This is a genomic window from Streptomyces sp. NPDC005195, assembly GCF_040608315.1.
Lineage (GTDB): Bacteria > Actinomycetota > Actinomycetes > Streptomycetales > Streptomycetaceae > Streptomyces > Streptomyces kaempferi.
The window spans coordinates 1-1,401 of the sequence record NZ_JBEXHZ010000338.1 but is presented as its reverse complement, the minus strand read 5'-3'; the positions used below and the strand labels follow the sequence as shown (position 1 = coordinate 1,401).

General features: G+C 70.4%; 2 protein-coding genes and 1 pseudogene. All 3 read right to left on the bottom strand.

The features are described 5' to 3' along the window. Window positions 1–157: 157 nt before the first annotated feature. A complete protein-coding gene (locus tag ABZV34_RS39500; RefSeq protein WP_356288138.1) occupies window positions 158–391 on the bottom strand; it encodes a helix-turn-helix transcriptional regulator in 234 nt (77 codons plus the stop codon). Continuing rightward, window positions 388–966 (bottom strand): Uma2 family endonuclease, encoded by a 579-nt coding sequence (locus ABZV34_RS39495; RefSeq protein ID WP_356288135.1) that lies wholly within the window; start codon window positions 964–966, stop codon window positions 388–390. The genes ABZV34_RS39500 and ABZV34_RS39495 overlap by 4 nt, the downstream gene beginning before the upstream one ends. 94 nt (window positions 967–1,060) lie before the next feature. Beyond that, window positions 1,061–1,401, bottom strand: a pseudogene (locus ABZV34_RS39490) (AfsR/SARP family transcriptional regulator); the annotation flags it as partial.

Genomic DNA, 1,401 nt, shown 5'->3' with positions numbered 1-1,401 from the left:
CGGCGCCGGGCACGCGCCGACGGCGCGGAACGCCGGTCAGGCAGCAGACGGAGTGCCGCCCCGACCAGGACCGACGCAATGCTCGGGCCCGCCGAAGCCTCGCGGAACGCCGCACGCCCGCCTCATGCGGGGAGTCACCGCTCCTGACCGGCAGGGATCAGACGACCGAGTCCGGCCGCGGCGCGGCTTCCGCGTCGGACGTGAAGGTGATGCTGAGCCGGCAGTCCAGTGCCGAGGCGATGCGCTCCAGCAGGGCCAGGGTGGGCTGGTCCCGACCGGATTCGATGCGGGAGATCGCGGCTTGGCCGGTTCCGGCGAGTTCGGCCAGACGCGCCTGGGACATGCTTCGCTGCCGGCGCCAGAAGCGCACCAGGCCCGCGGCGTCACTCATCGTCCGGCGTCCGGGCTGTAGCGGGGCAGAACTGCTGTGTCGATCTTCCAGTCGCCGACCGTGATGGTCTCCGGGAACATGTAGTGCTGTCTGTTGTCGTAGGAGGCCACGCCGGCACGCCGTACGGGCGCCCAGTGGTGGACAGCGCTTCCGTCCCGGGGGTCGACGATGAGGTAGTGCGGCACTCCCATGGCCGGATAGTCGCGCAGCTTGCCCTCGTAGTCGTTGCTGGGGTTGGAACGGGAGACGATCTCGATCACCAGGTGGCAGCGGCGGGGATCGATCGCGTCGCTGTCAGCGGTGGCCTCTTCCTCATCGACCACGACAAGGTCCGGGACGCGCAGGATGCCGAGTGCGGCGTCTTCCATGTCGGTTTCGAGCATGAGGACCAGGTCCGTATCCAGCTGGGGGTCCAGCTGGATACGCAGACGGTGAGCGACCAGCTGATGCTGCTTCTTGGGGCCCATCATCATGAGCAGTTGACCGTGACTGATCTCCGGCCAGGCCAGTGGTTCGGGTTTGTCGAACGCCTCACGGAACTCTCGCAAGTGGTGGTAAATGCTCTGTTCCGGCATACCTCAACCGTACATGATGGAATCGTCATGTACGGTGCGGCTCCAGACCGCCGGTCCCGTGCCGGACCGGCGCATGCGGGGTGGCGCGGTGCGCTCAGCCGGCGCAGGGCGCCAGGCGCCACACTCCGGGGCGTACCTCCGACCAGCCCGCGGGCCGGTGGCCCTGGCCCTGCACCCGGTCGAGCCACCGCCGCGCGTAGGACTCCAGGCGCGGGTCGCGCAGGGTCGTCGCAAGTCCGAGGCAGTCGGCGAAGTGCGCCTCGGCCGCGTGGGCCCCGACGTTCTCCAGGGCCAGCAGGCCCAGCACCCGGTGTGCCTCGTAGCGGCCCCGGGGGTCGTCGGCCACCGCGTCGAGCGCGGGGGACAGCAGCGCCGCGGCCTCCTCCAGCCCGCCCGCGTCCAACTGCAGGTCGGCCAGGCCGACCAGGGCCCGGC

What these genes read in the sequence shown, in the direction of transcription:
- ABZV34_RS39500 (WP_356288138.1), bottom strand. Translation starts at nt 391, where the DNA reads ATGAGTGACGCCGCGGGCCTGGTGCGCTTCTGGCGCCGGCAGCGAAGC.
- ABZV34_RS39495 (WP_356288135.1), bottom strand. Translation starts at nt 966, where the DNA reads ATGCCGGAACAGAGCATTTACCACCACTTGCGAGAGTTCCGTGAGGCG.